The 6,275-nt window shown below is 59.4% G+C and carries 7 protein-coding genes and 1 pseudogene; 4 read left to right on the top strand and 4 right to left on the bottom strand.

All coding sequences use genetic code 11. From position 1 onward, the window contains the following. Positions 1-290 (bottom strand): glutathione S-transferase N-terminal domain-containing protein (locus tag AACZ55_RS15230; protein WP_339647472.1); only part of this gene is annotated, 290 nt, incomplete at its 3' end. Between the two features lie 86 nt (positions 291-376). Continuing rightward, the gene (cobT, locus tag AACZ55_RS15225) at positions 377-1,393 is read right to left on the bottom strand and encodes a nicotinate-nucleotide--dimethylbenzimidazole phosphoribosyltransferase (RefSeq protein WP_339647470.1); all 1,017 of its coding nucleotides are present in this window, start codon (positions 1,391-1,393) and stop codon (positions 377-379) included. A 64-nt stretch (positions 1,394-1,457) separates the two neighbouring features. Here cobT and AACZ55_RS15220 point away from each other — a divergent pair, with 64 nt between their 5' ends. Together AACZ55_RS15220 and AACZ55_RS15215 are read left to right on the top strand one after the other, a co-directional pair. Further along, on the top strand, positions 1,458-2,285 hold the full coding sequence (locus tag AACZ55_RS15220; protein ID WP_339647468.1) for an adenosylcobinamide-GDP ribazoletransferase: 828 nt from the start codon (positions 1,458-1,460) through the stop codon (positions 2,283-2,285). 17 nt (positions 2,286-2,302) lie between these two features. Beyond that, positions 2,303-2,989 carry a TIGR02281 family clan AA aspartic protease gene (locus AACZ55_RS15215; protein WP_338607276.1) on the top strand — a complete coding sequence of 229 codons (687 nt, stop codon included), beginning with the start codon at positions 2,303-2,305 and terminating at the stop codon, positions 2,987-2,989. Here AACZ55_RS15215 and AACZ55_RS15210 read toward each other — a convergent pair. Beyond that, positions 2,958-3,884 (bottom strand): LysR family transcriptional regulator, encoded by a 927-nt coding sequence (locus AACZ55_RS15210; RefSeq protein ID WP_339647466.1) that lies wholly within the window; start codon positions 3,882-3,884, stop codon positions 2,958-2,960. The genes AACZ55_RS15215 and AACZ55_RS15210 overlap by 32 nt on opposite strands. 94 nt (positions 3,885-3,978) lie before the next feature. Between AACZ55_RS15210 and AACZ55_RS15205 the strand changes: the two genes are divergently transcribed. Continuing rightward, positions 3,979-4,602: a methyltransferase domain-containing protein gene (locus tag AACZ55_RS15205; protein WP_338607278.1), complete on the top strand. Its 624-nt coding sequence runs from the start codon at positions 3,979-3,981 to the stop codon at positions 4,600-4,602. A 6-nt stretch (positions 4,603-4,608) separates the two neighbouring features. Here the strand turns inward: AACZ55_RS15205 and dusA are convergent, their stop codons facing one another. After that, complete coding sequence (dusA, locus tag AACZ55_RS15200) at positions 4,609-5,622, bottom strand: tRNA dihydrouridine(20/20a) synthase DusA (protein WP_339647465.1); 1,014 nt, start codon at positions 5,620-5,622, stop codon at positions 4,609-4,611. Between the two features lie 112 nt (positions 5,623-5,734). Here dusA and AACZ55_RS15195 point away from each other — a divergent pair. Next, positions 5,735-6,275, top strand: a pseudogene (locus tag AACZ55_RS15195) (hypothetical protein); the annotation flags it as partial.

Below are 6,275 nucleotides of genomic sequence, written 5' to 3'. Positions count from 1 at the left end.
GCCGCTGCCGAGCGCGCCCAGGCGCGCGCCGCCCGATCCGCCGGCCAAACCTGGGAATAATCTTCGGCGACATATTCGGTGATCGCCAGCGAATCCCAGACCGTCAAATCACCATCCACGAGGCACGGCACGAGACCGGTCGGGGAAAATTTGCGGAATTCCTCATAGCTGGAGCCCTGGAGAAAGGGCACGAAGCGCTCATCGAAATCGATCCCGAGCGTTTTGAGCAGAACCCAAGGCCGCAGCGACCAGGAGGAATAATTCTTGTTGGCTATATAAAGCGCGTACATGGCATTTCTCCGTCAGAATGGCCATCACTTATCGGGTTACGCACCAGCACGAAAAGCACCAGTCGAAGAGGATTTCGCAGTTCCGCTCAGCTCAGTTTTTCGTCTACGGCGGCCTCAGCAAAGGTTGCCATGTTCTTGTGCACATGCAGGGCCGTCTTGCACAGAACGGCGGCCAACGCGGCACCGCTCCCCTCCCCCAACCGCATACCCAGGCCGAGCAGCGGCTTTGCGCCCATCTTTTCGAGTGCCCGTGCATGACCGCCTTCGGCCGAAACGTGACCGAAAAGGCAGTGATCGATCGAAGCGGGATTGACAGCGTGGGCAATGGCAGCAGCGGCCGTGGCCACAAAACCATCGACGATCAATGGCACCTTCTGATGGCGGGTGGCGATGATGGCCCCAACCATGGCGGCGATTTCTCGTCCGCCCAGATTGGCGAGAATCTCAAAGGGGGTATTGAGCCGCCCCGCATGGCGGGCCAGCGCCCGGTCGACGGCATCGGCCTTGCGCTTGAGGCCCGCATCGTCAACGCCGGTGCCACGTCCGACCCAGTCGGCGCCCGCGCCGCCATAAAGGGCCGCATAGATTGCTGCAGCGACGGTGGTGTTTCCGATTCCCATTTCCCCGATGCACAGAAGATCGACCTCGCCCGCAATGGCTTCCATGCCGTAGGCAATGGTCGCAGCACAGGTGCGCTCGTCCATTGCGGGCACAACCGTGATATCCCCGGTCGGCACGTCCAGCGCCAACTCGAACACCCGCAGATTGATTTCATGGAGGGCGCAAATCTGCGAAATCGCCGCCCCGCCCTTGGTGAAATTGTTGACCATCTGCTTTGTCACATCGCGCGGGAATGTCGATACGCCCTGCTCTGTCACTCCGTGATTGGCGGCAAAAATCGCAACCATGGGATCTTCAAACGTAGGCTCGGGTTTGCCCTGCCAGCGGGCCAAATGCTCAACCAGAAATTCCATCTCGCCGAGCGATCCGGCGGGTTTGGTCAATTGCGCGTCGCGTACCCGTACCGCCGCGACCGCCGCCTCGTCGCCGTCCGGGCCAAGCATCAGGAGATCATGGAAATCGGTGAAGACTTGGGCAGACATGGTCGCTCCCGGATTCGGATGATATGAGGGTGCTCCTTTTGGGACGAAAAGAGGAAAAACGCAATTGAGTGATGCCGACAACAAGGGTGGCTCTTCGAACGACGAGTCTTCTCGTCATGGCGCTGATCTGACCTCCGATCTGGTCATGGCGTTGCGCTTTTTTTCACGCCTGCCGACCGGCACGCGTTTACACACCGTGCCCAATCTCGATCGCATTGCACGCATCTTGCCCCTCGCCAGTCTTTTGATCGGGCTTGGCCCTGCCTGCGTGCTGCTGCTCGGCGTTGTGGGCGGTATTTCACCGCTGTTTGCGGCAATTGCCGCTTCCGCCTGCTCGGCCATCGTGACGGGCGCCATGCGTGAGGACGCGGCAGCCGACGCAGCCGACGGGCTGTTTGGTGGCAACACGGCCGAGCGCCGGCTGGAAATCCTCAAAGACAGTCGCCACGGCACTTATGGCGTGCTGACCATTGTGTTTATCGTCGGCCTCAAGGCTGCAGCGCTTTCCGCGCTCGCCGTTCATGGCGGCCTTGCCGTCGCAGCCCTATGGCTGGCCGCAGGGCTGCTCGCCCGGTCTGGCGGACTTTATGTCGCGATGGCCCTGCCACCCGCCCGCACCGCGGGTGCTTCAGCTTCGGCGGGCCGGCTTTCCCGGAACGCTTTCGGTCTAGGGCTCGTTGTTGCTTTCGTTGTTGCTCTACTACTGGCGGTTCCATTCGTATCCCCTCTGGGCCTTGTGGTCGCAGGTGTTGTTGCTGCGGTCGTTGCCCTTGGGTGGACACGGCTTTGTGACCGGCTGGTCGGCGGCCAGACAGGCGATCTTATCGGTGCTTTGCAGGCGCTGCTTGAAATTGCCCTATTGGCAGCCTTTATGACTATGATCGCCGGTTGAACCCATTTGGACGGTCCATGCTCTTTGTTGCTTTCGCCATTCTGATCGTGGTCGGCCTTGCGGTCGCCATCAGCGCCGACGCTGGTGCGGTTTTCGGACTGACGCAGACCCAGACGGCGAGTGCGATACCGCTCGTTGTGATCGGAACGCTTGTTGCCAGCGCGGTGGTGGGACGCCGACACAAGCTCGGCGAAATCCTTTCAGGGTTCGTCATCTGGATCGCAATCGGCGGGATTCTGGTGCTCGGTTATACCTATCGCGGTGATATCGAGCGGATGGGTCAGCGGGTTTTCGGCGCCCTGCAGCCGGGTGCCGCCATCGTCGACCCGCAGACGGGAAACGTCCATATTTCCCGCTCGTTCGGCGGCAGCTTCAGCATCGATACCACCATCAATGGCACCGAGGTGCCCATGATCTTCGATACCGGTGCCAGCGCCGTCGTCCTTTCCCATGCCGATGCGGTTTCTGCCGGCATCGATACGAAAAGTCTGCGCTATACCATTCCCGTTCAGACCGCTAACGGCACCGGCACCGCAGCATCGATCCGGATCGATCAGATCGAAGTGGGCAACATTGTCCGGCGCAATATCCGCGCCTTTGTGGTCGAGGACAACGCGCTCGAGACCTCACTTTTGGGCATGACGTTCCTGGAAACCCTGTCGCGTTACACGGTCAGTCAGGATTCGCTGGAGTTGCACGATTAGCTTCGGCGCCCAACCCGAATGCTTCGGCCAGTACATCAAATACGATGCGGATGCGCGGGCTGGTACGCAATTCCCGATGCACGGTGAGCCATACCGGTGCCCGCAAAGGCTCCATGTCGGGAAGAACGCGCTCAAGATCGGAGAACTGGTCGGCAGCGTCTTTAAATGTCAGCCCGACCCCCAATCCGCGCCGGATCAACTCCAATCCCACGAGTGAGCTGACGCATAGCCAGCGAAAATTGCCGCGGGTAACCGGTATGCCGCGCTTGTTAAGCTCCTGGTCGACCGAATCGTCGGGCGCATAACCGATAAACGGCGCTTCCGCGAGGTCGCCGGCTTGGGCCGGGCGTCCAAATTTTTCGATAAACGATGTCGCAGCATAGAGCGCAAGTTCAGTGTCGCGGCATCGGCGCGCGATGAGATCGTCATGGTCGGGCTGAACGTGCCGAATTGCAATGTCGGCCTCGCGGCGCATCAGGTCGTCGACCGAATTGGAGGCAATGATTTCAACCTCGATTCCCGGTGCGATCGAATAGAGTTTCTGCAGAATGGGCGGCAGAACATGGGCGGCCAGGATGTCGACCGCGGTGATCCGCACACGCCCTTCCAGAACCTGGGATTGCGAGGACGCCGTTATCGCCAACCGATCGGCCGCAGCGCCCATGGCCCGCGCATGCTCTGCCAACTGTCGCCCCGCTTCGCTCAGTGTGAGCCGTCGCCCCACCCGCTCGAACAAAAGCAATCCCAGATCGGCTTCAAGAGCGGCTATCTGCCGGCTCAGGGTGGGCTGTGTCAGCCCCAGATCCCGGGCCGCAGCCGACAGCGATCCCGCCTCGATGGTTGCGAGGAAGGCCCGCATCTGATTCCAGTCAAGGCCCGATAGCGTTGCGCTCATGCAGGAATGTATAACACTCGTGCAAAATTGGGCAATTTCTCTATGAGCATGACTGAAGTAATCTGTTCAACGTCAAACCGGCTCGAGGGGCACCATGGCTGCGACAAGCAGGTTCTGGGACAGGACCGCAGACAAATACGCGCGTCTGCCGATCACCCATGTAGAGGACTACGAAACCAAGCTTCGGGTCACTCAAGACTATTTGCGCCCCGATATGGAACTGCTCGAATTCGGCTGTGGCACGGGTGGCACCGCTATACGGCATGCACCCTTCGTGGCCCACATACGGGCGATCGATTTTTCCGAGCGCATGCTCGAAAAGGCCCGGCAGCGTGCCAACGAAGCGGGTGTCGAGAACATCACTTTCGAGCGTGCCGATATCACCACTCTGGCTATCCCCGACCGGCCCTATGACATGGTACTCGGCCTTAGTATTCTGCATCTGCTCAAAGACCCCGATGCGGTTATCGCCAAGGTTTACCGCATGCTGGCGCCGGGGGGATATTTCGTCTCCAGCACGGCGTGCCTAGGCGACAATATGGGATATTTCAAGATGTTGGCCCCAATCGGCCGTGCGACGGGCCTGCTTCCGATCCTCAAGGTCATGAGCACCGAAGAGGTCATCGCCAGGATCAGGCTGCCCGGTTTTGAAATCGCCCATCGCTGGAAGCCTGGCAAGGACCGGGCGTTGTTCGTTGTGGCGCGCAAGCCGGCGTGATCGGGCTCACGCGACGCGAACGCCGGCGGACCGATCAATCTGGGCGAATGCCGCAGCAATCACTTCTGGCCCTGCCCCAGGCTTGCAAGCCTCGACACTCAGAATCTGCCGGAAACGACGGGCGCCGGGAAGACCATTGGCCAGCCCGAGCATGTGGCGGGTGATCTGGTTGAGGCGTGTGCCTTTGCCCAGCTCGATTTCCGCATAAGCGGTCATGGCCGTCTCGATATCGTCGAGCGTCGCTGGAGCTCGCTTCTCGCCGAATATTTTTGCGTCGGTGACGCCCAAAATCATTGGATCATGATATGCGGCGCGGCCGAGCATCACGCCGTCGGTGTGCCGAAGGTGAGTTTCGCACTCATCGAGCGACTTGATGCCGCCATTTATCATGACCGGAAAATCGCCCAAGCGCTGTTTCAGTCGATACACGCGATCATAATTGAGGGGCGGTATATCCCTGTTCTCTTTGGGCGAAAGTCCCTTGAGCCAAGCTTTGCGGGCATGGACGTAAAGCGCCTCAATGCCCGTCGGAAGCACGGCATCGGCAAAACGGTCGAGGTCGGCCTCGATGTCCTGATCGTCAATCCCGATGCGGCATTTTACCGTAATCGGGGTATCGGTCACATCCGCCATGGCCACCAGACACTGGGCCACCAACCCCGGGACGCCCATTAGACAGGCGCCAAATTGTCCCGATTGCACCCGGTCGGACGGACAGCCGACATTGAGGTTGATTTCGTCATACCCGAACCGGTCGCAAATCCTGACGGCCTGGGCCAGCTCAATCGGATCGGACCCACCAAGCTGAACCGCAACCGGGTGTTCGCTGTCATTATACCCAAGCAACCGTTCAGCATCCCCATGCACCAGAGCCGCGCTGGTCACCATTTCCGTGAACAACAGCGCGCGCGAGGTCAACTGCCGGTGAAGATACCGGCAGTGACGATCCGTCCAGTCCATCATGGGCGCAATGGCAAACCGCCGAGATGCGACAATCTGCGATTTCCTTTCTTTTTCCACTACTTAGGCCTTTTCACTCATTTTTGCTCTTGCCTCATTTCGTCACTTTTTGTACCGTTTTTCGCAGAAAGTACAACAAATGTTGTACCGCTGATGGAAATGTTGTACCGATATGGGCACCATCGTAAAGCGCTCTCGCAAGGATGGCTCTGTAGCATGGCTCGCACAGATTGTCATAAAGCGCGGCGGCCGGATCCTTCTTCGTGAGAACAAGACCTTCGAGCGTCGATCAACCGCTTCCGCCTGGCTCAAACAACGCGAGGAGCAACTTGGGCAGCCCGGTGCCTTGGAATCCGAGCTGGAAGCCAAGCCCAACGACAATCGAATCCCAAAACTTTCGGACGCGATAGATCGGTATATTCGCGAAAGCAACAAGAAGATCGGCCGCACGAAAACGCAGGTACTGAAGAGCATCAAGGACTTCGACATCGCCGACAAGACATGCGCCTCTATCACGAGTACCGACATTGTCGCATTTGCGCGCGAGAAGCTCGAGACCGGCGTGCAACCGCAGACCGTCTCCAACTATCTCTCCCATCTGGGCGCGATATTCGCGATAGCCCGTCCCGCCTGGAACTACCCTCTCGATCGGCAAGCCATTGAGAGCGGCGGTGCAAAATTAGTCCACGGTAGCGGCGGGATTGTCCCGCTTC

The organism is uncultured Pelagibacterium sp. (assembly GCF_963972885.1).
GTDB lineage: Bacteria > Pseudomonadota > Alphaproteobacteria > Rhizobiales > Devosiaceae > Pelagibacterium > Pelagibacterium nitratireducens.
The sequence above is the reverse complement of the archived record's forward strand: the minus strand, read 5'-3'. Positions and strand labels throughout refer to the sequence as shown.